The sequence below is a fragment of the Aneurinibacillus thermoaerophilus genome, from assembly GCF_019603355.1.
Classification (GTDB): domain Bacteria; phylum Bacillota; class Bacilli; order Aneurinibacillales; family Aneurinibacillaceae; genus Aneurinibacillus; species Aneurinibacillus thermoaerophilus.
Genome location: NZ_CP080764.1, coordinates 1,814,370 through 1,839,225 on the forward strand (window position 1 = coordinate 1,814,370; position 24,856 = coordinate 1,839,225).

The window sequence follows — 24,856 nt, forward strand, 5'->3', positions numbered from 1 at the left end:
TTATCGCTCTCCTATTGTTTTTAAATTGTCCAATGTCATTATATTATATATTTCAAAACAAAGGGTACGAAAAAAGATGAATAAGGTTGTTTGTGTCCAAGTAATGGGGGTTAATCCGTAAAAAACATCGTGAAAGGACTCGTCTGCTTGAATAGCTTGAATAATATCGTTTTGTTCAAGTGAAACCTTTAAATTATTATTACTTACCTCCATCATTTTTATATCTGAATCCTTTAACAAAGGAACCGCAAGTCGAGCAGCTAAAGAATGTAAGGCTGCTACGACAGTAAATGCATGTTTTGCCTCCTCTGGTTTTAATGGCGTTACACGGGTAGCGGAACCGGGAACAGATTCTACAAGACCCTCATCTTCAAGACGTTTAAGCGCCTCTCTAACTGGGGTGCGGCTTATTCCAAAGTCTTCGGCTAGTTCCTTATCATTCAAACGTTGCCCCGGCTCTAACTTCAACATTATAATAGCTTTTTTTAAGGTCTGATATACTTCATCTCTAAATGACAAATTGGTAAAATATTTATATAAAAAATAGAATAGGAATATGGAATGGAGTGCTTCTGGTTCTTCATCGAATGATGTTGTTTCTTACAAGAAATTTGCCATTGAATTTGATCGGAATGCCTTCTCCATCTTTTTCTGCATGGATATGCAGATGCGGCTCTGTCGTGTTTCCGGAATTGCCCACTCGTCCAATCGGTTGACCCTCCTGTACAACTTCCCCTTCTTTCACTGCAACACTGCCTTCCTGCATATGTGCCATATAGATCACTGCTTCTTCATTTTCACACACAAGAGCGACATAATTTCCCTCCGGTCTTTCAGAATCCATATCCGGTGGCATGAGGTCAGGTGCATCATTTCTTACTTTCAGCACTTTACCGGTACAAGGACTTATCACTTCATCACCGTAAATCATGTATCGATCAAGCTGTTTTGGATATATGCCATTCGAACGCATACCAAGCGTATTCAATTTCACAATATCCAAGGCATACTTTTGCGACGGATAGGCATTATGATTATTCATTTGCACATGATTGCCACCTTGGAGCACATAATAAGTTCCTTTATGCAATGGGAAAGACAGTTCAATCGCTTTTTTTCCTGTCACATAACTACTAAAAACAAAAGTATTATATATGCCAAACACAAGCAAAAGCACTGCATAGATCGCCATATATACTTTCTGCCTGCGGCTGAATTTGATACGAAGCGGCAATGCCCGCGCTTTTTTCCATGATCGGTAAGTCGATAAAGTTTTGTGCTACTTTTAATCGCTTCTTTTGTCATTTTATCATTATTTTCATGATACGTATCTTACATTTTTAGAATAAAAAAATACTCCCCTTCATATAGGAGTATTTGAATCGTTCTCAACTTGCTTCCATTGTATTTTTTATACGTTCTCGCTTTTGCAAGACTTTTGTAGTATAAGAAAAATCACCGTAGCAATAGGGGTATCGAAAATTGTTGCGATCCTCTCCACAATTGTAGACATTAGGTTCTTTTTTTACCTGAATTGCGGAATATTGCTTTGCCAGTTCTTCCGTATGCTTCTTACCATGTGCAGCTATAAAGTCAATGTATCCTTTCCCCATATTATACGCCTGTATAACAGTAGGGAAGTCGACTTTCTTTTTTGTTCCGTACGTAAGAACGTCATTAAAATGTTTTACCCCCTGTCGGATGCTCCAGGCAGGATCATTGATTGTATTTGGTGGAAGACCGGCCGACTCTGATGCCTGCATTGGGTCGCCTCCTTCCCCTCTGCTTTCCTGATGCATCAAGGCAAGCAGCGTAAGTGTATATTCTTCCAAATGATACTTTCTTAATTCAGCTCGTAACATAGGTTCATACTGCTTAACTTTCTCGTACCTATCTATCCTAGGGGGTGTCGGGGTATCATAATCCGTTCTGTAAGTAAACAGTAACGCCATAATGAAAAGCCCGAACATGATAGATAGGATACCTATCCATTTCTTTATTCGTTCCATTCTTCTCTCCCATCGCTATATCTCTTTATGCTTTATGTATATACGTTCTGAGTGCTCATAGCATAATAGAAACGACGATAAAGCAAATCAACGAACCAATCCAACCATATAATATACATCCGATGTCTTTTGATCAATACCCTGCGGTTGAAGTAGTGTTACCGTATCTTCTCCGAATTTGAGATACATAACTAATTTTGCTGTCATATCATTCTGCATCTCATGTATTTTTACTTATCGTATCTTCTCTCTTATCTAATTTTTTATATCATCCATATTTACCAAATAATTAAAATATATATTTTTATTTCTTGTGAGAATCTTATGATCTATTCCATAATAGAGAAAATACCGCAATCAATAAAGAAAATGCCGCATGGATTACAAAATTTAGAATGAATGGGAGGAACAAATATGAATCTTATTCCTTATGCCGGTACCAACCACGCGCTATTTGTTTTGTTTGAAAAAAATGATTATATCAAAAATGAAAAAGGAGGAAATGTATGGATCAAGAACAACGAATTGCCGAGTTAGAGGCCCGCGTGGCGCAGCTGGAACGAAAAATAGCGGCCCTTCAGCCCCAAAAACCTACACTGACTGGGATAAACAACGTTTCGCCTGCGGTGAAATCGCACACGGTGTCAGAGAAAAAAGAGCCGACAGACTGGGAAACACTTATCGGTCGTGTCTGGCTGCCACGCATCTTTGTCATCGTGCTACTGGTCGGCATTGTTTGGGCATTTAAAGCTTCGATTGATCGAGGATACATTACCGAACCTGTGCGTATTGTGCTTGGTTTTATCGTATCCGGGTGGCTCCTCTGGATGGGGAGTCGTCAAATGAAGCATCAACGAACCGGGCTTGGCCAGGTTTTGTTAGGAGCTGCCATTTGTATTGTGATACTGACGACATTTGCTATGCATATGCTGTACGGATTTATCCCAGCTTCCCTAGCCTTTCCGCTCAATATCATCTGGATCGCGGGCGGTGTCTTTTTATCGTATCGCCATCGGTCACAGGCGCTGGCTGTGCTATCATCCCTAGCCGGTGTATTTATTCCGTTTCTTGTAGAAAGCCATAATCCGAATTCTTTGTTTTTTGTTGCATACGAGATAGCATTGTACGTCACGTTTTTATATGTGGCAATACGAAAGCAATATCTCGTTTTGTATTACACGTCGGCAGCTCTGTTACAGATTGTTTTCTTTCTCTTTTTCATCATTACTGGAGGCGAAGAAGGAAGTACTTTTGCGGTTGGCAGTATAATTCAGCATGCAGCCCTGCTTTTGTTTTTCCTGCGACAAACCGTGTACATGCGCAGTCAGACAGGTATGCTGTTTACTACATTTGTACTGACAACGGTATGGCTGAACATCGCATTTGCTGAAGTACAGGTAGAATGGATGCTGCTTGGCATATTTGTGTTGTATGGAAGCATAGCTTATGCTTTGCTGGGACGAAACCGGAAGAAAGCGGCCGTTGCCATATCGATCGCTTCTTTCGCGCTAGCAAGCTATATACTGTACGTACTGGAAAACGAAAATGAGACGATAATGATACTGTTGGAAGGAACGCTGGCATTGTATCTGGGGATTGTCCTGCAGTCAAAGTTACAGCAAATTACTGGTGGCCTTATTTATGGTCTCAGTCTGATGGTAACCATTGCGCGTGATATTGAATTTGTCGTTTCATCAGTGACGTTCAACTGGTGTGTTATGCTCATTACGGCAGCCTGGTTATATAAACTGCTTAAGCAGAAGAGGCTATTTAAGGAAGAAAAAGTATTCCGCATAATGGGTGTAGGTTATGCATTTTTGTTGCTTGTTTTTTTAACGGAATTTACCGGAGCGGTCATGCGTGAGATGTCGTTTGAAATAATGCAGCTAGCTATTTCTACAGTTTGGGCACTGTATGCAGTGGCAGGAATTCTTTATGGTGCGAGAAGCGCCAACAAAGATCTGCGCCGCCTGGGAATGGCGCTGCTTATTATAACACTGCTGAAAGCAATTTTCTTTGATTTACCGTTTCTGTCGCTTCTTGTCCGTGCTGTTTTGTTCATTGGTCTTGGCGTTATTGGACTCATTGTATCGCGCTTTTTCTATACAACTAAATAAATGTACGTTGAAATTTCAATATTTGTAATGTGGCATGAGGAAGAGGAAAAGATTCGTTTTTATCTTTTCCTCCGTCTTCTCTTCCCTCTGTTGACTAAAACACACTTCCCATCCATATCAGACAGCGCAATGTTAAAAACAACCAAATTATGATTTTGTGTCTGTTTGTTTCTTCGTCAAGAAATTCTCGATTTTATATTCGGCCCTCTTCTCTTCCATCCAAGTATTGTATACAGGCTGCATTTTCTTGGCGAATAACATGTCTTTTATTTCACTTTTGCTTTCTTCATAATTCGCTTGTTTCGCTGGCTTTTTTTGTTCTACCTTAATAATGTGGTATCCAAATTCTGTTTTCACTGGGTCGCTGATTTTCCCTGGCGCTAATGAAAAGGCGACTTTGTCAAACGGTTCTACCATCTGGCCCTTGCCAAAAAAACCAAGATCGCCTCCCTGATCCTTATTGTTTATATCTATCGAATATTTTTTTGCCAGCTCGGCAAAATCTTCGCCAGCCGCTAATTTCTTTTTCACTTCGTCCGCTTTTTCTTTCGTTTCTACCAAAATATGGCGGGCTTTTACTTGCTCTTCCGTTGCAAACATCGCCTTGTTTTCTTCAAAATACTTTTTCATTTCTTCTTCAGTTATTGGAACTTTCGGTTCAAGCAGCTTTTTCACTTTTATATTGATGGCCGCATCTTCTCGCAGATCCTGCAAAGAAAAACCGGTTTGTTTCAACGCTTGATTAAATGCTTCTTCCGTTCCGAAGGAATCCTTTACTTTTTTTAACTCCTTATCTATATCCGCCTGTGAAACGGAAATGTTTTGCTTTTTGGCTTCCTGGTTGATGATACTGTTTGTAATTAAGACGTCTAATGCTTGCTCTCCATTTTGTTTCACCATAAAATTATACAAATCATCCCTGCTAATCGTTTCCCCATTTACGCGAGCTACGGCTTGTTCATTTGAGCATGCACTGGTGATGAGCACAAGCCCGAGCATCAAAATGAGAAGTAAAAATCGAACATTTTTTTGAAACACTTCCTCGTTCTCCTTTCTAAATTTCCTTTTAGAACAATCAATCGTTTACACATCAATCAGCATACCATTTCTTCATGAAAAAAAGGGGAACAAGGAAACATTCATAATCTTCTCACTTTATGATTTCCATTTAGGGGAATGAAAACAAGCGCAACGGGACACAGAAAAAATAAAGAGATTGGAAATATCATCCAACCTCTTTTTTTCCTGCTCTTCGATTTTCCAACTACAATACCGGTATCCAAACGAAAAAATACATTCAATAAAAAAGGGAGCCACGATAAAACCACTGGACAATGATGCCTACGACTCCAAGGCCAATCGCCCACCATCCCAGGGTGTTCGCCTTACTAAACACTGTGATCAATCCAAGGATTACGGCAGCCCCGCCAAAAAGAAGCGGAGCGTAGAAGAAAGCAACAATCCCCGCTACGATGCCGATCCACCCCAACCATAGAGCAGAGGTATCACGTGTTTCTTCCTCTCTTGTTTCCTCTCTTGTTTCCTCTCTTGTTTCCTTTACTTCATCCATTTTATCACCTCCTTCAACTTTTAGTATTCCCGGCTTTTTTGCATTTGTTCCGTTCCTTCACAGTTTCTTAAAAAAGGATGCAAATTATGCATGAAAAATCGCTTGTATTTATTGGATATTGCAGTCTTTTTCTACTGTTTCACAGCTATACAAAAAAGTAACAATAATCCGGTGTAGCCAAATAAAGGATAGAGGAAGCCAAGCAGGGAACCAAATCCAATCTGACTAATTAAAAAGCTAAGTAATAAAATCCCTACTATCATCCATTTTTCCGATATAACGAAGAATTTCTGCATTTTGCGCGAAATTCCAAACACGTTACCAATTAGCGTGGTAAAAATTTCGCCATAAACGACGATCAGGAATAAAATATGAATAAATGAACCAAAATCTTCGAGCACTTCAGCGATAGGAACATTAAATTGTGCTACGTTCGGTAAAGAAGAAAGAGCTAAATGATAAGAGATCAGCATACAACAAAGACCGATCCCTCCCCAAAAACCTCCCCACTTCAACACGCTTTCGTCCTTTATTTCTTTTCCAAGAGGAACAAGAACAGCCTGTGCCATAGCCAGATTAAATGCCACATAAGCAAAGGGACTCACAAGCGACTTCCAGGTTACCTGTGCTTCTTCTTTCTGAAAAACATGGGAAAAATCATGGTGTCCCAACAAAGAAGTAGCAATCAGAAAACTAAAAAAGAGCATCATCGGAACGACCAAGGAATTAACAGCAAGAATGCCATCCAGTCCTTTTATCATGACGGCATAGCAAAGAATCAGCGTAAATAAAATCCCCCATTGATAAGAAAAGCCTAATTGTTCTTCAAAAATGGAACCCGTTCCTGACAACATGACCGACGTAACACCAAATAAAATAAGCAGCGTCAGTACATTGATCACCTTACCAACCATTTCACCGAATATATAGGTATTTAATTCTTCATAGGAATAGGCGCCAATCCGGTGGGATAGGAGCATCATTTTCGTGCCAATCCAAATAAACAACATTCCACTTACTAAGATGCCGATTAGTCCTACCAGTCCGTAAACAGTAAAAAATTCAACAATTTCCTTCCCGGAAGCAAACCCTGCCCCAACCACAGTGCCGATATAAGTGGCTGCAATTTGTAATATAGTTCCCCATCTTTTCTTCATATCCCCACCCCTGTAAACAGTAAACTCACAAAACCTTACTGCATGGAAAGATTGCTTTTTTATGCAAATTATATGTAGACATTTTGAAAAAAAAGACAGGCTGTACGATTTAATTTTTCGCCTTTTTGACAAATTCTACATTCATTCATGAACAAAAATATCGGCCTCCAAAAAATATTGGGAGACTTCCGGCCGGCCAAAAATAACGGTAGATACTACATGCCTTGCCGGTTGCCTGCTTCCAACCATCTTGCTGCTGAAACAAAAGAACGATGTAAAAACATCAAAAGTTTAAAAGATGGCATATTAAAAATTTTCCATAAAAAAACCGCAAACCCGGAATGAAAATCCGGTTTGCGGCATAAAATATAAATAAAAATCAATGCAAGCTTAGCGTTTTTGTCAATGAAACCTTCCACCTTCTTACCGTTTAACGTCCGTGGAATTTGTTCGACAAATATACGGCATAATGAATGGTATTTCTGGCTACATCCAGCTCTAAATCAAACGTGGGAGGAACTCCGGGACGCCAATTCACCTCGTAAATCCATATCTTCCGGTTGGCGTCTAATCCTACATCAATGCCCAGTTCATCAAAAGATTCGTCATAGATTTTATCCATATGTTCGGCAAAAACGAGGGAAAATTGTTCGAGATATCGTTTAACATTGTAGGACTCCTCCTCAAACTCCTGAATTAAAAAAGATTCCAGCATCGAGATGGCGCCCCCGCTATTTAGATTAGTTACAATTTTTCCCGGATTGGCGATTCGTGGATAAATGTTTGTAATCACCCATTTGCCTTCTCCGTTTTTCTGAACATGCAGGCGAAAATCATAGGCGCTTCCATATTTTGTTTTTGATGAAACATAACGCTGAATCAAATATTCTTCATCTATAACCAACGGATTTAACAATTCCCGAAGCGTTTGTTTACTATAAGTTGAAGTATCGTCCTGATTAATAACAGTGTACGTGCCATTATTTTCTTCTATAAAGATAACCCCAATCCCTTTATGACCGGATACAGGCTTTATGACTACATTTTGATGCGCAGCCAAAAATTCAAAAACATCTTTCATACTCTTTATCATCATAAAAGGAAGAAGATATTGAGAAAATTGGCCATTTTTCTTGACTCGTTCATACACACTCGTTTTACTGCCTAGCGAGTGACTTGTAAAAGGAATTTGTTCAGAAAGTTTTTCATGAATATCATACGCCTTCTCAGTCAAAGGACTGCCTGCATTATAAATCACATCAGGAAATGGCATTTTTCTTTCTATCCATTCTCCTTTTTCCAATGCATACCCTAGAATCGTTTTCTTTTCCATATTCACTTTTCCGGGGGTAAAATAGAAAAAATCAACCCCTTCCGCCTTGGCAACAGCAGCAAATGCATATGCTTTTAGAACTTTCTCCGGGTGTTTACGATAATGGAGCATGCCGATTGTCGTCATGTTCCCCCTCCTTTCTTAAAATCAATAAAGATGAAAGTGGATTTCCTTGGCTGCGGCTTTCGCGATTGTTTTGGCTTCTTCCTTTGTAGAAGACGAAGCCATGACATAGGCATAACGGTGCCCCATCGATAATGGAGGATGCAAATACGTTCCCCGCTTTGGCTTAATATATACATCATCAACCCCTTCATATCGCCAAGCTCTGTTTCTTCCGGTTACCAATTGCAGTTCTCCTGACGAAGCTAACGTAATATACTGAGTAAAAACGAATTTCTTATATGTTTTTTGTAAGGACGGCGCTTCTCCAATAGCTATTTTAATAATTTGTTCAGCTAAATTAATGCCATAAGCAACCTCAATCATTTTGTTCATGGCTCCCCCGGATATTCTGGGATTCGCTTCTATCAGTTTCCATTGGTTTTTGTGGAATTTTAATTCCAGATGGCATGCCCCGTTTTTCATCCCTAACATTCGAATGATTGATATAACAGCACGCGAAAGACTTTCATATAAATGCTCCTCTACTTTTGCAAGCAAAGAATAGCCTGTTACAATAAAGCGTTGCTCTTTTGAAATTTCTTGTTCAATAATAGCTACAATGTTCACCTTATTTTGGTAAACCAACGTTTCTACCAAATATTGCGGTCCATCAATATATTCCTCAACTAAAATAGGGCTTCCTGGATACTTTTGCTTTAATTTGTTTACACAAGATTCAAACTCAGATTTGCGGTCAACTTTTAAAACGTCTTTCGAACCAGCTGAATGGGGAGCCTTTACAATGAGCGGGAATGTCAGCTCGTTTTCTTCTATAAAAAAAGATAAAGATCCTTGCTTATATATCGCATAATTCATATTAAAAGGAGTCTTTTGCAAAGCGCTGCGTGTTTGTATTTTATCTTCCATTTTTAAAATGGCTTCCTTGGACAGGTCTGTATGACAAAATTCCTCCGAAAGAACCGCGGCCGTATAAACAAGTCCATCAACAAAACTAACAATCGCCTCAATGATTTTTCCTTGTTTTTGTAGCTGTTTGATCTTTTCTCTCATTGATGGTACATCATCTAAATCAATCGATATTAATTCGTGGACATCGGAAAATTCCGCTCGTTGCTCCAGATTTAGCTTACGCCTCGTAAAGAGAACGGTATAAAAACCAAGCCGTTCGGCCGCCCGAATCGCTTCCCGACTCGAACCGGACTTGCTTGTTCCTATAAATACCATCGTTCTCATACAGCCAACCACCTCTTTTTCTCTCATTAAAGTAGAACCGCACATTGTCTCATTGTGTTTACAAATACAATGTATCTTATGCACGTACAAAACGGGTTGGTTATAGGTGAATGAACTGTATTTGAAAGCGACGGATATAAATTTCTCCACGTTTGTCGTCACCAATCCATTCTTTTTTGCATTCTCTATACAGTGTGAGGGTGTTGCAAAACTAACCTAAAGATAACATGTGATAACACCGTTCAGTATGAAAAAGAAAGGATGGATCGTATGCGTTCCTATATTATTTCCCAGGCTCAATACAATATATATAAAAATCAATCGATTATATACAAAGCTCAATCTGCTACATATAAAAATAAACATAGTACATCAACGCCAAAAAAAGTCGCAACATGCTTAGTGGCAAACCTGGAAGAGCAAAAAGAACTGGACGAGGAAATGCCAACAAATATTCAAAAGCAACTATTATCTGAAAGACGTACAAAGGTAGTGAGCAGCCAACAAACATCGGCTCCTTACGATGAAACCATATGTAACCGGTCTGTCCCTTTTAGTTGCAATATTGTGCTACCACAAGGATTCAGGCTTGCCCCTTCTTTTGCTCCTGACATTGCTTTTAACACAGAGGGGATCGAATGCATTATTGATACTTGTACACAAACCGCTGAACATATCCCTCATTTTGACCAAAAGGAAGCGAATTGTAGCGGGAGCCTTCAACGCGTGAGAGCGGTAGGCTATATCCAGTTTATTGTCAGTATCTCTAACATTACGGGAAACGTTGGCAGAGATTTAGCAGCGATTAGTCGCTTGGGCTCAGTTCACGTGAATCATACGATTTACTTTACGCGCGCTGAAAATCCCTGCCCGGATTTCAGTAACATCGTTGTTTCAGAACTACGTATTGATGAGGATCTCTCGTTTACAACGGATTGCGGAGAAACCGTTCTAAACATCAAAGGGACATTCGAACTTCCAGCCTATAATGAAAGCGAATAAAAGCATGCTATACATCCATATTTTCTCCCTTAATAGACTCACTAATACGGAAGCGATCATGCCGCCAACATAACGAAACAACGAAACGTTGAAAAAATTCCCGATGCAATTCCTGTCATCTTTTTGGGAACGGCCTGTAACATCCTTTAAAACAGTGGTGGCCATTCTACAACGGAAGGAACTTTATATTCTCGCGCTACCGTGCCCGCATGGGATAAAACCCCTATATACATTCCTAATATTTAGGCATAAAGAAAGTAGGGCACATTATGCACCCTACTTTCTTTATGACGAATACCTTTATAAATAATAATTAATAATGATTTAAAAATAATAGCCGTTGAACATCATACAAATGAAACTGAATGGATTTTAATGAATTATACCGGAAATCTACGATCTAGCTCAGTATAATTTTTTTGCTTGCCGGCTCCCACTTTGCTTTCACTCCTAAAAATGCGGCAACCACATCAAGCGGCACCATAATATGTGCATCTTTCATTTCAATATCTGTAGGAATCGGCACTTTCATACTGTTAATACCCACGATATCGCTTCCTGCCTGTAACTGAAGAATCTTTTTGTCTTTAAGAATGGTCATCGTTTGGCTTGCTTCATCCCAGAGCAACTCATTTTCATGAATCCCCAGCGCTTCGGCCAAATGATGAATCGGCGCATAAATGTGGTTCTTCTTCATGTAAGGAGCAATATTCATTTTTTTCTCTGTGTGCCCTATGTAATAAACCAGCTCTCCAACCGAAAAAGATATCTCTCTTTTTACTTCATGCTTTTCATCTGAACCGTTAACTGAAACGTACGGAAAAGACATCACCTTCGAATCTTTCAACTGTTTTTCATGCGCCAGAGCATCTCCCCATACGGTTAAATCATACAATCCATCTGCCATCGTACGGTTGGTAGAAATTTTAATATCAGAAACCTGGATGACGGAAGGTTTGGAACTTTCTTTTTTGATTTTAAAAGTAACTCCATTAGAATAAGAGTCATCTTTCAGTTCTTTCTCCTCTACCAGCTGAACCGAATGCTCATCGATTTGCAAATCTCCCTTGATGACTTTAACCGTCGGCACTTCACTAAAGCGCATACCAACTCTGGGAAGATGAAATGTAATATCGGCATTTCCCTCTTTTCTAAATGCACCTGCCACACGTTCAGTAAAAAGAAGATCGGGTGCCGGCTGAGCTTGAACACCTAAACGGAGCGGACGTTGTTTTTCGTTTTTAACGGGCTCAATGCTTGCGCCCTGAATAACCCTTGCAATCAAAACCTTGCTTTCCGTAACGCCATCCCCTTTAATTGTCGCTTTTAATTCTCCTTCTTGATCAATCCTGGCGACAAGGCGCATGGTTGCTGTCAGTTTATATTTCTCCTCTGAACGATAGGCTGGGACATGGATCGTAATTTTACTTGTTGTCGTTTCGACGCGTAAATCGCTATTATGCCAAACCTTAATTTTGTCCACCGATGAAAGCCCTTTTGGCAAGGAAAAAGTAACTTCCCTTCCAGGCAGGAATGTCCCAGGAATCAGCTCCTCGATTTCAACCGTGGTCAATGCATTTTCATCCTTCTTTCCCGCTACCAACGTATGAACTTTATCCACGGTAACGGATACCTTGTATTCTTCTTTTTCACTCTTCACCGATTTATCCGAACTACTCGCTTGTCCATATGACGGATACGAAAATAAAATAGAAGATATAACAAGTGTAGCCGATCCTACTCGTTGTATTGTCTTTCTTTTTATCACTTACATTCTCCCCTTAATAAATAAAAATGAAACTCATTATCAATTAAAAACAACAAAAAAAATAATCTAGCCGATTTACTTCCCCCTTTTTCATCTTTTAATCAATAATGATTATTATTATCAATATCAATTATAGTTTAGTTATTATTAGGTACACTGTCAATATCCTTTTCCATATACAGTTGGTACCATCAAGAAGTTTGTGTAAATAGGGGTCCGTACCCTCCGCCCGATGTGATATGATCATATGGGCAAAATTCGAATAGAAAGAAAAGGAGCGATGATATATTGTATAAAATGATTGCTATCGATGCTGTTATACTATGATGAACCTGAAGCACTTGATGCACTAGCAAAAGAGCTAAACGAAGAATTTGGGGAGGCGGCATATATTACGAAATCAAAGCCATATTTTCTTGAAGTTATGCACCCCGAAGCCAGCAAAGGCCAAGCGATTCTTCATCTGGCAAAAATGTTTGGCATTGACCGTTCGAAAATCATCGGCATCGGGGATAGCTATAATGACATCGATTTGATTAAAGTCGCCGGTCTCGGCGTCGCGATGGGCAACGCGCCGGAGTTTATTAAACAAAAAGCCGATTATGTAACGCGCTCCAACAATGAAGAAGGCGTGCGCCATGTCATCGAAGAGTTTGTACTGCAAAAAAGCACGAAATCAGGTTCATTTTAGCGATAACATTCGCATGACGCACGTATTATATCCGTATTTTACTCCTGTTTTGTGCTACAGTTCGGGCAGAGAGGTAAGTACGGTTGCTTTTTCCCTTTTCTTACACATCGCTGTCCGAATTCTTTTTATCATCCATTCCGTTTGCGTCTGCTGCCAGTTTCTCTACCTCCACTCTCGTTGAAAAGAAAGTGGCACCTCCTCCCATATCAGATAAACGGCTTGGCGTCAGAGCGTTCACAATGCGTTTTGTTCCTGGCTCATCCGCCCAGAGCCCCTGGCTGACAACCGCACCTGGCAAAACATTTTCTGCAACGAAAGCGGTCAGTTCGCATTCACCACGGTTATTATAGACACGAACCTTTTCTCCATGCTCAATGCCCCGTTTCCGGGCATCTTCCGGATGAATGTGCAGGCGCGGCGTTTTCTCCATCGCTACATGCTTAGCATTATTAGAAAACGTTGAGTTTAAGAAATTATGGTTCGGCGCCGAAACGAACAAAAGCGGAAACATCTCTTCTTCTTTAATAGGTTCGTATGTCGGGAGCGGCGGCAATCCCTCTTTTTCCATCCGCGTGGAATACAGTTCAATCTTGCCGCTCGGTGTCGGCAGGCGCCCGGGGAATTTCGGAGCCTTGCTACTATCGATTTTCATAAACCGTTTCTCATGCAGCGCTTCATACGTAATGCCGTCCAAGTATGGATTCGCCTCGCGGTCGAGAATTTGCCGAATCATCTCCTCTTCCGTATCTTTAAACGCTTGTTCTTCGAACCCCATCGCCTGTGCAAGCAGACGAAACACGTCCACATTGGATTTGCTTTCCCCGTATGGTTCAAGCACCGGCTCGTGCAAATGCACGTACAAATGCCAGTATGACGTGTACAAATCCAAATTTTCAAACGCCGATGTCGCCGGCAGCACAATATCGGCGTAACGGGCGGTCTCTGTTAAAAATAAATCATGCACAACCGTAAACAAATCTTCGCGCGCAAAACCCGCTTTTACTTTATTTGTATCCGGCGCCACGACAAGCGGGTTGCTATTGTAAACAAAAACAGAGTAAACGGGCGGATCGAGTTCAGTGAGCGCTTCGCCAATTTGATTCATATTAATGGAGCGTGTCTTCTGCTTCAGCAAATCCGGACGTTGCAATACTTGAAAATTGACGGCTGAGTAGTCGCTGTTTCCTTTAATGGCCCCTCCACCTTTGATATGCCACTGGCCGGTTAAGGCCGGAAGACAGGCAACGCTACGCACGAACATGCCACCATTGTCATGATGCTGTGGCCCATTGCCAATTCGGATAAATGCGGGCGATGTTGTACCGTACAAGCGCGCCAGCTTATAAATATCTTCCGCTGGTACTTTTGTGATGGCGGAAACCGTTTCCGGATCATATCGCTTAACATGTTCACGCAATTCCTCATGCCCGACTGTATGCGCAGTAAGAAACTCCTCATCCACCAGATTTTCAGCAAATAACACATGCATCAGTCCGAGTGCGAGTGCCGTATCAGTTCCCGGCAAAATCGGAATAAACCAGTCTGCCCAGCGGCCAGTCTGGTTTTTGTGTACATCAATGACGACAACCTGGGCACCGTTTTTCCGCGCTTTTTCTGCGAGCGTAACCTGATGCATATTCGTACTGACCGCATTGCAACCCCAGAAAATAAAAAGTTTCGCATGCACGGTTTCCTCCGGGTCGGTGCCATACCCACCGCCCAACGTATACATATATCCGGCTTTGCCAGCGGCATTGCAAATGGTACGCTCTAGCTGACTTGCGCCGAGTCGGTGAAAAAAACGGCGATCCATGCCTTCCGCGTTCAGAATTCCCATATTGCCGTAAAAGCTATACGGCAGAATGCTTTCCGCGCCATGTTCGCGGATAAGCGCTTTCCATTTAGATGAAATGGTTTCGATCGCTTCTTCCCATGTAATGCGGGCAAACTTGCCCTCTCCCTTCGCCCCGATGCGCTTTAGCGGGTATTTGAGTCGGTTCGGATCATGAATGCGCGCCGGCATGTTGCGCACTTTGTTGCAAATGGCCCCCTGTGTTACTGGGTGTGTCGGATCCCCTTCCACTTTGACGATTTTTCCATCCTTTTTATGTACAAGCAAGCCACACGTATCCGGACAATCAAGCGAACAAACGGAAGGAAATATTCCGTCTTTTTCTTTTGCGTACGAAGCCATCCGCTTTCCCTCTCCTTTCCATACTTACTTTAAGAAACGTTTACTCTCCTTTATCCCTTCTTCGTACCGTTACTTCTTCACGACCGCGTGTCCGCCAAATTCGTTGCGCAGTGCGGCGACAACTTTGCCATGGAACGTATCGTCTTCAAGCGAACGAAAGCGCATGAACTGGGACAGCGCGATAACTGGAGCGCTCGCTTGCAGTTCCATCGCAGTCTCCACTGTCCAGATTCCTTCACCGGACGAATGCATAACGCCTTTAATATTTTCTAGTCTCGGTTGTTTGGAAAACGCGTTTTGCATCAGTTCCATCAGCCAACTGCGGATAACGGAACCGTTGTTCCATACACGGGCCACCGCTTCGTAATCATAGTCAAACGGACTTTTGTCCAGAATTTCAAACCCTTCACCGATGGCCTGCATCATCCCATATTCAATACCGTTGTGCACCATTTTTAAGAAGTGGCCGCTGCCCGGCTGTCCTGCTTTGAGAAAACCGTTCGGCACAGAAATGCTTTCAAACAACGGAGTGATATAAGCAAGCGCTTCCGGGTCGCCGCCGACCATGGCACATATCCCGTGCCGCGCACCTTCCGTGCCGCCGCTTGTGCCACAATCGACGAAATAAATTCCTTTTTCCTTAAGCTGCGTATAGCGAGCGAGCGTATCTTTATAATTGGAATTCCCGGCATCGATTAAAATATCACCCTTTTCGAGATAGGGTACCAACTCCTCGATCACTTGACTGGTGATTTTTCCAGCTGGTACCAACATAATAATAACACGTGGCGCCTTTAGTTTTTCCGCGAGTGCGGCCAGAGAATCAGCTCCTATCGCACCTTCTTTCGCAATGCGTTCCACGTGTTCGCCTACCGTATCATAGGCAACGACTTCATGCTTCTTGTCCAACATGTTTAACGCCAGATTGTATCCCATTTTTCCGAGTCCGACCAATCCTACTTCCATTTCTTTGCCACTCCTTTGTTTTTTTGTCTTCGCTCCTTACTCTAACATGTTGCACGGAGACGCAGCAATGCTTCAGAATCAGAATGAAAAAACAATAAAGAAGATGCACGCGCACATAACTGCTTTCTGCCCGGCAAAGTTACACAGGCAAAAACCAAGCACACTGCATCTTCTTCCTGCTTTCTTCATTATCCGTTTTTCTTCATAAAGTCTTTCATGAATTCGCTGAGTACCTTGCAGCTTTCATACGGCACAGCATTGTAAATGGACGCGCGACAACCTCCGACGGAACGGTGACCGTTCAGACCTACAAAACCTGCTTCTTTTGCTTCGGCGAGGAACTTTTTCTCCAGCTCTTCAGAAGCGAGACGGAACGTAATGTTCATCAGGGAACGGCTGTCTTTTTCCGCATGTCCTCTATAGAAACCTTCACTTTGATCAATAACATCGTAAATGAGTGCCGCTTTTTCTTTATTCATTTTCGCAAGCGCTTCAAGGCCACCTTGCTCTTTTGCCCACTCAAGCACAAGGCTAAGCATATAAATCCCAAACGTCGGCGGCGTGTTATAGAGGGAGTTGTTTTTCACATGTGTATCATAACGAAACATTGTCGGCACGTTCGCGTTAGCACGCTCCAGCATGTCCGGTCGCAAGATGACGACGGTAACACCGGAAGGCCCCAGATTCTTTTGTGCACCCGCATAGATCATCGCGAACTTGCTGACATCGATCGGATGGGACAGGATATCGCTTGACATATCCGCAATGAGTGGTAAATCACCGGTATCGGGAAACGTAAACCACTCGGTGCCAAAAATCGTATTATTGGACGTAAGATGCACATACGCCGTATTGTCTTCGTATTTCAACTCATCCAGCGCCGGAATACGGTTGTAATTTGTTTCTTTTGTGGAAGCGACCACGTATGTTTCGCCAAGCATTTTCGCTTCTTTATGTGCTTTCTCAGACCAAGAACCGGTCATAATGTATCCCGCTTTTTTACCTTGTGCAAGAAAATTCATCGGAATGGTCGCAAACTGCGTGCTGGCCCCGCCCTGCAAAAACAGAACGTGATAGTCTTCCGGAATATTCATTAGCTCTTTTAAGGACGCGATCGCCTCGTTATGTACCTGCTCGTAAGTGGCACTGCGGTGACTTAATTCCATCACGGACATGCCAGTTCCCTGGAAGTTTACAAGTTCTTGTTGAGCCTTTTCCAAAACGGCGAACGGCAAAGCGGACGGGCCCGCATTAAAGTTATAGGCGCGTTGTGCCTGTTTTAACATCTCTATTCACTCCTTGGTCGGTTTAGAAAAAACTTTGTCTTTATCCTACACCTAATTTTCATAAAAGAAAAGAGAGGTTTTCATTCAATCTGAATACTTTTACACTTTTTAAAGATTGAGGGGAGGGATTTTCTGATACAATAGGACGTTGGAGGAGTGATATATAGATGAAAATTGGATCGCATGTTTCGTTTTCAAAAAAAGGATTATTAAACGCGGTGGAAGAAGCCATTAGCTACGGTTCCACTTCGTTTATGGTGTATACGGGGGCACCACAAAACACAAAACGAAAACCGATGGAAGAACAATACGTCGCAGAAGGCCTGGAACTAATGAAGCAGCACGGGATCGATGACATTGTTGTACATGCTCCCTATATTATCAATCTCGGTTCCTATAAACCGAACACATTTGAACTTGCGGTTTCGTTTTTGCAGGAAGAGATCAAGCGAGCTGAATATCTTGGGGTAAAAAACATTGTGCTACATCCGGGAGCATACACAGACAAAGACCCGGAATACGGCATCAATCGGATTGCCGAAGGACTAAATGAAGTGCTGCATCGGGGGCAGACCGTCAACATCGCGCTTGAGACGATGGCGGGCAAAGGCTCCGAAGTGGGCCGTACATTTGAAGAATTAGCGGCAATTATCGATAAAGTGACATTGAACGACAAACTGACGATTTGCTTTGACACATGTCATACGCATGACGCCGGATATGATATCGTGAACGACTTTGACGGCGTAATGGAACATTTTGACCGGATAATTGGGCTTGATCGTCTTGCCGTCTTCCATATCAATGACAGCAAAAACTTCCGTGGCGCCGCGAAAGATCGGCATGCGCCCGTTGGTTCCGGACTTATCGGATTTGACGCCATCCATTACATCGTTCACCACGAAGTCGCACGGAACAAACCGATTATTCTAGAAACACCATGGATCGGCAAAAACAAAAATGACCAATCTCCAATGTATGAAATCGAAATCGCTCTTCTGCGTGGTACAGTGGAAGAACGTTTTACGGATAACTTCCGTAGCGATGTCGAACGACTGACTGCTTATTTCGCCAAAGAAGGTATTGACCGCCGCGAATATGTGGTACAAAATTGGGAAGTGCTACAGGATAAACAATTGAAAAAAGCAGATCCGCGCGAACCGCTTGAGAAGCTATTCGACACGGTCGTAGACGCAGAGCTTTTACCAAGCGAGTCTGAAGAAGGCATTTACAAACGCCTGATTGCTTGGCTGGCTGGTCTTCAAACAAACTAAATTGAAAAAGAAAAAACGGGGAGGAAATTCAAATTTCCTCCCCGTTTTTTCTTTGAAGTCCAACCGTGTATCACATCTACTCCAATTTTTGCACAAGGCTGGAAAGAAAAACTTCAACCAGTCTCGTTCTTTCCGCATGCGCCGGATAAATGTACGAAAACCGCCGCAAAAACGGCTCGCTTTGAAGTGATAATTCAGCAAGTTCGCCGTGCTGCAAATGCTTTTTGACCACCCAGCGGGATAACAGCGTAATCCCCAATCCGGCAATAACCGCTTCTTTGACCCCCTGATTGCTGCTTAATGTAATCATTTTTTTCACTCTAAGACCGAATGCCCGGATCACGTAGTCAGAATAGACGCGTGTGCCGGAACCTTCCTCCCTCACTACCCACGTTTCATCCTGTAGTTCATCAGGTGTTACTGTCCCACGCGCTGCAAGCGGATGTGCAATGGGGACAACAAGCACCATTTCGTCTTGCATAAACGGGGTAATCCGCAATTCTTTATCGCTCGTTTGTCCTTCAATTAAACCGATATCCATCTGTAACAGTTTCACAGCTTCAGCAATGCGTTTTGTATTGCCGATCGTTACCTCCACTTCGACCTCCGAGTACCTGCGGCTGAAGTCGGCCAGCAAAACCGGCAGCACGTACTCCCCGATAGTGAAGCTCGCTCCAATGCGGAGCTTTCCTGTTACCGTGTGTTGATGCGCGTAGATGTCTTCTTTCGTCTTTTCATATAGGTTTACAATTTGTTTGGCTCTTTCATACAACATTTTTCCCGCCGTCGTAACATACAGATGCTTCGGCGAACGATCAATCAGTTTTGCCTGGAACTCCGTTTCAAGATGTTTAATATGAAGACTTACGCTTGGTTGGGATAAACGAAGCTTTTCCCCTGCTCTCGTAAAACTTTTTTCTTCCACCACCGTAATAAATGTACGCAATGCGTCGTAGTACATATATCTTCCCTTCTATCATTAAAAATATTAATCTTTAGCATAATATATCTATATTTTACTTATCATTTAATCTTTCATATATTGAAAAATGAAAAAAGATTATGAGAGGAGGGCGAAACATGGATCAAACAGCTATGCAAAAACCTTCTGCCAGCAAAGACGTTTCTATTGAGAAGACATCTCCCGAAAAAAAAGGGACTGTTCTTCCGTTTCTGCTGGGTATCGGCCTAACATTGCTGATTGCCGTAGTAGCAAAATATGTGGCGATGCTTCCTTTACTTAGCATCATCGGTCAATTGGTCATCGCTATTCTGCTCGGGATGCTATGGCGATCGACTCTTCCTGTCCCGGAAAGAGCACATAGTGGAATCACTTTCTCCAGCAAAAAGCTGCTACGTTGGGGAATTATTTTGCTTGGTATGAGGCTGAATTTATCCGATATTATAGCGTCCGGACCGAAAGTGTTCACGATTGCGGCCGCTGATATCGCATTTGCGCTCTTGGTTGTATACTGGCTTACCCGGCTATTTAACGTTGACAGGAAACTGGGCATGCTGACGGCATGCGGAACAGCGATTTGCGGTGCAGCGGCCGTGGCGGCGGTAGCTCCGCAAGTCAAAGCGGACGAAAAAGAAACAGCGGTCGGCGTTGCGATCATCGCCGTGCTCGGTACACTATTCACGCTAGCCTATACGCTATTGTATCCAGTACTAGGACTTACGGAGAAGGGTTTCGGCGTGTTTTCCGGAGCAACATTACACGAAATCGCCCATGTCATTGCCGCAGCGGCGCCGGGCGGGCAGGCGGCAATGGATATTGCCATTATTGTGAAACTGACGCGAGTAGCATTACTCGTACCCGTAGCGATACTCATCGGCTGGTGGTTTCAGCGGCACGCGGCAAAACAAGCCGGGCAGAATGACGATAAACGCACTTCTTTGCAAATTCCTTGGTTTATTTTAGGTTTTCTGCTTATGAGCGGAGTCAATACGCTAGGTATTATACCGGAAAATGTCGCCGCCCAGATTGTTACAGCAGCCTACCTGCTGATTGCGATGGCAATGGCCGGGCTTGGGCTTAACATTGAAGCAAGCGCGTTTAAAAAAATGGGAGCCCGTCCTTTCTGGGCGGGATTCATTGGCTCGATCCTGCTTTCCTTGTTTGGTTTTGCTCTTGTTTGCTTCCTAAGACTTTCTTAAGCGCTAAAACGAAAAAACCTGACATCATCCTTACATCACATCGTAGGATGTTCTGCCAGGTTTTTTCTATGCATGTGTTATCCATATCATAAACAATCAGTTATTTGCTTTTCCTGCATCTATTCATCCGCAAGCGGATGCTCTCCACCTTCCCACGGGTTTTTGAAAAACGCTTCCACATCTTCACGCTTTACCTCTTCAATAGAAGCCGGTCTCCAGTTCGGATTACGGTCTTTGTCCACAAGCACGGAACGTACACCTTCGTAGAAATCGTGACTGTGCATGAAATGCATGCTCATGTCCATCTCCATACGGAAACAATCAGCAGCCGACATGTTTTTGCCACGGATAAGCTGTTCAAGCGCCACGGCCATCGAAATCGGGGATTTGCTGCGCAGCGTTTTGGCGGTTTCAGCCGCCCATTCGTCTCCTTCTGCGGCAGATGCATCCAAGGAAGCGAGAATGTCTGCGACAGAGTTATGTGCGAAATGTTTGTCCACTTTGTCTTGCACGTTTGCAAGCTGTGATTCCGGCACCTCTTTCACCGTGTATTTTTGGATAATTTCACGCAGTTTGTCTTCCACCACTTTACGTCCGCCGCATGCGATCCAATCCATGGTCTGCACGTCTTTTTTCAGCGCGTCCCAATTCGTGGATTCCATGTAATGGTCAGCTGCTCCAAGATAAATCGCGTCCGCGCCGTTGAACAAGTGTGCAGTCAATGCGAGATAACGTCCCATATGGCCAGGCATTTGGTTTAAGAAGTAACTGCCCCCCACATCCGGAAAGAAACCAATATTCATCTCTGGCATGGATAATTTCGAGCGCTCAGTCACCACGCGGTCACTGGCAAAGATCGATAAGCCGACACCGCCCCCCATGACAATCCCATTCATGTAAGCAACAATCGGCTTTGTATAACGATATAACGCAAGGTTCATTTTATATTCGGTAGAAAAAAACGTAAGCGCATGTGCCTCCACATTATCGTTACGCTTATCGTAGAACGAGCGCATATCTCCACCAGCACAGAGCCCTTTTTCGCCAGCACCTTCAATTATAATAATCGCAACGGAATCGTCTTGTTCCCATTCAGTCAATCTTTTTCCAATTTCCTCCACCATTCTAATAGACAAAGCGTTAATTGCTTTCGGTCGGTTTAACAGAATATGTCCGACTCCATTTGTTACACTAAACAGCACCTCATTGTTTGCTTGTACCGCGTTCTCCACTCTATAACCTCCTGTTTTTTCTTTCTATTCAGTATTTTTTTCGACAAAATTTGCGAAATTCCTTCATAATTTCTTATGTAAAAGCGGCCCATCAATCACTTTATCATCTATGAATGAAAGATGAAGAATTCTTGCGATTGTTGGAGCGATAGGTACGATATGTTCATTTGTTACATACCTTGTGAAAAGAAAAGAATTCTGACGCAAAACCTGAATACGAGCAGGTGACCTTTATAATGAAACGAAAAAAGGGCAAACAGAAAAAAGGCGAAGAAATTTTCTCGCCCCAAAATTTACAACTGATCGGACAGGTGCTGGCTACGATTGGCGCTGTTCTCCAGACTATCGGATACGTACAGGAGCTAGAAGAAGAAAACAATAAGAAAAATGGATAACGTATGAAACCCGAAGCCTATATCGACTTCGGGTCTGTTCTCAAGCATCCACATTACCAGCTTGCTTTTTTCACGCCAGGCAACTGCCCCTGGTAAGCCAGTTCCCGGATGCAAATTCGGCACAACTTAAATTTGCGGTATACGGAATGCGGACGACCGCACCGCTCGCAGCGGGTATATGCGCGAACTTTGAATTTCGGCTTCCGCTTGGATTTTGCGATCATTGATTTTTTGGCCATAGCTTCCTCCTTTACATTTATTAACATCTATCCTATCACACAAAGCGTTATCTATATCAATACAACTCGATATATCGACATTTTTTCATGGGATCGAGAGAAATAAAAAAGACACCCGACAATGTCGAAACATCAAGTCAAATGTATATATATATCATATCACTGCTTGCGTTTGAGCGCAAAACCGCATTTCAATTTTTCTGCGCCTCTATTTCTTCCACAAGCAAACTTAATTCCGCCCAGCGCTCCACTTTTGCTTCCAGCTCGGCGTCGATCTTTTCTTTTGCGGCGGTCAATTCCTGCAATTTGCCATAGTCGGTAGCGGCCAGCGCCATTTCCTCTTCAAGCTCCTGGCTGCGCCGCTCCAGTTCGCTAATCTCTTGCTCAATCGTTTCAAACTCCCGTTTTTCTTTGTATGACAGGCGGCGCGGCTTGTCTTTTTTCTCACGGAGAGCAAGCTCCTTCTTCCCTTTTACGACTTCAGTCGCTTTTTGCTCTTCCCGCTTCTTTACTTCCAAATATTCGCTATAATTGCCGATATACTCCCGAATTACGCCATCACCTTCAAATGCAAATAGGCGGTCCGCCATACGATCGAGAAAATACCGATCGTGTGACACGGTAATAACAGCACCAGGGAACGTTTCGAGATAGTCTTCCAGAATGGAAAGCGTCTGGATATCCAGATCATTCGTGGGTTCGTCCAATAGCAAAACGTTCGGCTCACCCATTAAGACACGAAGCAAATACAAGCGGCGCTTTTCCCCGCCGGATAACCTGCCAAGCGGCGTCCCATGCATATCGGATGGAAACAAGAAGCGTTCCAAAAGTTGGCCTGCCGAAAGTGTTTTGCCGTCCGCAAGATGAATGATATGCCCGGCTTCTTTAATATAATCAATAACACGCTGCGTTTCGTCCATTTCTGTATTTTCCTGTCCGTAATAACCAAGCCGTACAGTCGGTCCCAGCACCGCCGTCCCTTCCGTCGGTTCGAGACGACCAGCAATGATTTGCAATAAAGTTGTTTTGCCGCTCCCGTTCGGCCCGACGATACCGACACGGTCGCCAGGGACAGCGATGTAGCTGAAATCGCGGATGAGCGTTTTTCCGTCAAATGATATCGAAACATGATCAAGCTCGATGATTTTTTTGCCAAGTCGCTGCGTTTTTAGCTCAATTTGTAGCGTTTTGCTTCGTTCCTGTGGCTTGTTTTCCTGTAGTTCACGGATGCGGTCGATACGGGCTTTCTGCTTCGTTGTACGCGCCTTCGCCCCGCGCCTGAGCCAGGCAAGCTCGCGGCGCAAAATATTCTGCCGGGTCGCTTCCATCGCCGCCTCACGCTCTTCGCGCGCCGCTTTTTGTTCCAGAAAATAACCATAATTTCCGGCATATGAGTACAGCTTCCCTCTATCAAGTTCAATAATACGATGGACAACACGATCAAGAAAATATCTATCATGCGTGATCAAAAGCAGCGCCCCTTTGAAACGCGACAGATAACTTTCCAGCCATTCTATCGTCTCGTTATCGAGATGGTTGGTCGGCTCATCCAAAATCAACAAATCAGCCGGATTAATCAGGGCGCGCGCCATCGCCACCCGCTTGCGCTGCCCCCCGGAAAGCAAGCGGGTTTCCGCAGAAAAGTTATCGATGCCAAGACGCGTTAAAATTGTTTTGGCGTTCGTTTCCAAATCCCAGGCACCAGCGCGATCCATTTGCTCGTTAAGGCTAGCCAGCTTCTGCTGGAGCTTTTCATTTTCCGGATGTCGAGCTAATTGCTCTATCGTCTGTTCATATTCTTTAACCAGTTGGATCAACGGAGAATCGCCCAGAAAAACTTGATCCAGTACCGTTCCTTCTTCTTCAAATGCTGGATTCTGCGGAAGATATTCGACGCGTATGCGATTTCCGATAGTGATCGTTCCGGTATCAGGTGGAATGATGCCGGCCAATACTTTCAGCAACGTCGATTTGCCTGTGCCATTCACACCAATCAGACCGATTCGCTCCCTTTCCTGAATACCGAAGGAAATGTTTTCAAACAGCGTTTTTATGCCATACGATTTAGAAAGATTTTCTGCCGTCAAGATGTTCATAAATACAA

22 protein-coding genes and 1 pseudogene are annotated in these 24,856 nt (G+C 43.1%); 7 read left to right on the forward strand and 16 right to left on the reverse strand.

Features of this window, described 5'->3' with window-relative positions; genetic code table 11:
- The 3 genes from K3F53_RS09470 to K3F53_RS09480 form a co-directional block, all read right to left on the reverse strand.
- On the reverse strand, positions 1–558 hold the full coding sequence (locus K3F53_RS09470; RefSeq protein ID WP_257721604.1) for a GntR family transcriptional regulator: 558 nt from the start codon (positions 556–558) through the stop codon (positions 1–3).
- A 22-nt stretch (positions 559–580) separates the two neighbouring features.
- Positions 581–1,192 (reverse strand): M23 family metallopeptidase, encoded by a 612-nt coding sequence (locus K3F53_RS09475; protein WP_091260347.1) that lies wholly within the window; start codon positions 1,190–1,192, stop codon positions 581–583.
- A 196-nt stretch (positions 1,193–1,388) separates the two neighbouring features.
- Positions 1,389–2,009: a lysozyme family protein gene (locus K3F53_RS09480; RefSeq protein ID WP_057898822.1), complete on the reverse strand. Its 621-nt coding sequence runs from the start codon at positions 2,007–2,009 to the stop codon at positions 1,389–1,391.
- A 414-nt stretch (positions 2,010–2,423) separates the two neighbouring features.
- Between K3F53_RS09480 and K3F53_RS19665 the strand changes: the two genes are divergently transcribed.
- Positions 2,424–2,546 (forward strand): hypothetical protein, encoded by a 123-nt coding sequence (locus K3F53_RS19665; RefSeq protein ID WP_257721566.1) that lies wholly within the window; start codon positions 2,424–2,426, stop codon positions 2,544–2,546.
- Positions 2,516–4,126: a DUF2339 domain-containing protein gene (locus K3F53_RS09485; RefSeq protein WP_220560611.1), complete on the forward strand. Its 1,611-nt coding sequence runs from the start codon at positions 2,516–2,518 to the stop codon at positions 4,124–4,126. Before K3F53_RS19665 ends, K3F53_RS09485 begins: the two co-directional genes overlap by 31 nt.
- Positions 4,127–4,273: 147 nt before the next feature.
- Here the strand turns inward: K3F53_RS09485 and K3F53_RS09490 are convergent, their stop codons facing one another.
- The 5 genes from K3F53_RS09490 to K3F53_RS09510 all read right to left on the reverse strand — a co-directional run bounded on the left by K3F53_RS09490 (position 4,274) and on the right by K3F53_RS09510 (position 9,545).
- The gene (locus K3F53_RS09490; protein WP_246615702.1) at positions 4,274–5,164 is read right to left on the reverse strand and encodes a peptidylprolyl isomerase; all 891 of its coding nucleotides are present in this window, start codon (positions 5,162–5,164) and stop codon (positions 4,274–4,276) included.
- A gap of 259 nt (positions 5,165–5,423) precedes the next feature.
- On the reverse strand, positions 5,424–5,696 hold the full coding sequence (locus K3F53_RS09495) for a DUF4190 domain-containing protein (RefSeq protein ID WP_220560613.1): 273 nt from the start codon (positions 5,694–5,696) through the stop codon (positions 5,424–5,426).
- A 131-nt stretch (positions 5,697–5,827) separates the two neighbouring features.
- Positions 5,828–6,853 carry a YkvI family membrane protein gene (locus tag K3F53_RS09500; RefSeq protein WP_220560615.1) on the reverse strand — a complete coding sequence of 342 codons (1,026 nt, stop codon included), beginning with the start codon at positions 6,851–6,853 and terminating at the stop codon, positions 5,828–5,830.
- Between the two features lie 430 nt (positions 6,854–7,283).
- The gene (locus tag K3F53_RS09505; protein WP_057898817.1) at positions 7,284–8,312 is read right to left on the reverse strand and encodes a YheC/YheD family endospore coat-associated protein; all 1,029 of its coding nucleotides are present in this window, start codon (positions 8,310–8,312) and stop codon (positions 7,284–7,286) included.
- 21 nt (positions 8,313–8,333) lie between these two features.
- The gene (locus K3F53_RS09510) at positions 8,334–9,545 is read right to left on the reverse strand and encodes an ATP-grasp domain-containing protein (RefSeq protein ID WP_057898816.1); all 1,212 of its coding nucleotides are present in this window, start codon (positions 9,543–9,545) and stop codon (positions 8,334–8,336) included.
- A 270-nt stretch (positions 9,546–9,815) separates the two neighbouring features.
- On the opposite strand from K3F53_RS09510, the gene K3F53_RS09515 reads away from it, so the two are divergent.
- Positions 9,816–10,547 carry a hypothetical protein gene (locus tag K3F53_RS09515; RefSeq protein WP_057898815.1) on the forward strand — a complete coding sequence of 244 codons (732 nt, stop codon included), beginning with the start codon at positions 9,816–9,818 and terminating at the stop codon, positions 10,545–10,547.
- Between the two features lie 400 nt (positions 10,548–10,947).
- Here the strand turns inward: K3F53_RS09515 and K3F53_RS09520 are convergent, their stop codons facing one another.
- A complete protein-coding gene (locus K3F53_RS09520; RefSeq protein WP_220560622.1) occupies positions 10,948–12,315 on the reverse strand; it encodes a copper amine oxidase N-terminal domain-containing protein in 1,368 nt (455 codons plus the stop codon).
- A 310-nt stretch (positions 12,316–12,625) separates the two neighbouring features.
- Between K3F53_RS09520 and K3F53_RS09525 the strand changes: the two genes are divergently transcribed.
- Positions 12,626–13,006 (forward strand): HAD-IIB family hydrolase, encoded by a 381-nt coding sequence (locus K3F53_RS09525; RefSeq protein ID WP_057898813.1) that lies wholly within the window; start codon positions 12,626–12,628, stop codon positions 13,004–13,006.
- Between the two features lie 100 nt (positions 13,007–13,106).
- On the opposite strand, the gene K3F53_RS09530 is transcribed toward K3F53_RS09525, so the two are convergent.
- The 3 genes and pseudogenes from K3F53_RS09530 to serC form a co-directional block, all read right to left on the reverse strand.
- On the reverse strand, positions 13,107–15,200 hold the full coding sequence (locus K3F53_RS09530; RefSeq protein ID WP_057898812.1) for a molybdopterin-containing oxidoreductase family protein: 2,094 nt from the start codon (positions 15,198–15,200) through the stop codon (positions 13,107–13,109).
- Between the two features lie 69 nt (positions 15,201–15,269).
- A pseudogene (gene gnd, locus K3F53_RS09535) lies at positions 15,270–16,169 on the reverse strand (phosphogluconate dehydrogenase (NAD(+)-dependent, decarboxylating)); the annotation flags it as partial.
- Between the two features lie 185 nt (positions 16,170–16,354).
- Positions 16,355–17,452 (reverse strand): 3-phosphoserine/phosphohydroxythreonine transaminase, encoded by a 1,098-nt coding sequence (serC, locus tag K3F53_RS09540; RefSeq protein ID WP_057898810.1) that lies wholly within the window; start codon positions 17,450–17,452, stop codon positions 16,355–16,357.
- Positions 17,453–17,619: 167 nt separating this feature from the next.
- Here serC and K3F53_RS09545 point away from each other — a divergent pair, with 167 nt between their 5' ends.
- On the forward strand, positions 17,620–18,726 hold the full coding sequence (locus tag K3F53_RS09545; protein ID WP_057898809.1) for a deoxyribonuclease IV: 1,107 nt from the start codon (positions 17,620–17,622) through the stop codon (positions 18,724–18,726).
- Between the two features lie 76 nt (positions 18,727–18,802).
- On the opposite strand, the gene K3F53_RS09550 is transcribed toward K3F53_RS09545, so the two are convergent.
- Positions 18,803–19,687, reverse strand: a complete 885-nt coding sequence (locus tag K3F53_RS09550; protein ID WP_057898808.1) for a LysR family transcriptional regulator — start codon at positions 19,685–19,687, stop codon at positions 18,803–18,805.
- A gap of 167 nt (positions 19,688–19,854) precedes the next feature.
- Here K3F53_RS09550 and K3F53_RS09555 point away from each other — a divergent pair, with 167 nt between their 5' ends.
- A complete protein-coding gene (locus K3F53_RS09555; protein ID WP_057900316.1) occupies positions 19,855–20,886 on the forward strand; it encodes a YeiH family protein in 1,032 nt (343 codons plus the stop codon).
- Positions 20,887–21,005: 119 nt separating this feature from the next.
- Here K3F53_RS09555 and K3F53_RS09560 read toward each other — a convergent pair whose 3' ends face one another.
- Entirely contained in the window at positions 21,006–22,118 is a 1,113-nt protein-coding gene (locus K3F53_RS09560; protein WP_220558903.1) for an enoyl-CoA hydratase/isomerase family protein, read from the reverse strand.
- 236 nt (positions 22,119–22,354) lie between these two features.
- Between K3F53_RS09560 and K3F53_RS09565 the strand changes: the two genes are divergently transcribed.
- Positions 22,355–22,513, forward strand: coding sequence for a hypothetical protein (locus K3F53_RS09565; RefSeq protein ID WP_156424037.1), 159 nt, complete (start codon positions 22,355–22,357; stop codon positions 22,511–22,513).
- Between the two features lie 53 nt (positions 22,514–22,566).
- Here K3F53_RS09565 and K3F53_RS09570 read toward each other — a convergent pair whose 3' ends face one another.
- Complete coding sequence (locus K3F53_RS09570) at positions 22,567–22,752, reverse strand: type Z 30S ribosomal protein S14 (protein WP_057898806.1); 186 nt, start codon at positions 22,750–22,752, stop codon at positions 22,567–22,569.
- Positions 22,753–22,943: 191 nt separating this feature from the next.
- Positions 22,944–24,848 (reverse strand): ABC-F family ATP-binding cassette domain-containing protein, encoded by a 1,905-nt coding sequence (locus tag K3F53_RS09575; protein ID WP_057898805.1) that lies wholly within the window; start codon positions 24,846–24,848, stop codon positions 22,944–22,946.
- Positions 24,849–24,856 lie beyond the last annotated feature (8 nt).